Origin of the sequence: Bradyrhizobium sp. TM239 (genome assembly GCF_036247985.1) — a bacterium.
GTDB lineage: Bacteria > Pseudomonadota > Alphaproteobacteria > Rhizobiales > Xanthobacteraceae > Bradyrhizobium > Bradyrhizobium ottawaense.
In genome coordinates this window covers 1-376 of record NZ_BTIR01000064.1, presented here as the reverse complement: position 1 = coordinate 376, position 376 = coordinate 1, and the positions used below count along the sequence as shown (strand labels likewise).

At 62.5% G+C, this 376-nt stretch carries 1 protein-coding gene; it reads left to right on the top strand.

Translation table 11 applies throughout. The features are described from left to right. On the top strand, positions 1-376 hold a 376-nt coding region (locus tag AABA84_RS34920), incomplete at both ends, for a molybdopterin-dependent oxidoreductase (protein ID WP_338314367.1).

The following is a 376-nucleotide window of genomic DNA, read 5'->3' as shown; positions in this document are numbered from 1 at the left end:
CCTTCGGCATCGACGAGCCGATGGGCTGTTACGACGACATCGAGCACGCCGATGCGTTCGTGCTGTGGGGCTCGAACATGGCGGAGATGCATCCGATCCTGTGGTCGCGCCTGACCGACCGCCGTCTGACGCACGAGGGCTGCGAGGTCCACGTGCTCTCCACCTTCGAGCACCGCTCGTTCGAGCTCGCCGACAATCCGCTGGTGTTCACCCCGCAGAGCGACATGGCGATCCTCAACTACATCCAGAACTACATCGTCAACTCCGGTGCGACGAACAAGGACTTCGTCGAGAAGCACGTCGAGTTCGCATCGACCGTCACCGACATCGGCTACGGATTGCGGCCGACGCACGCGCTCGAGATCAAGGCGCTCAA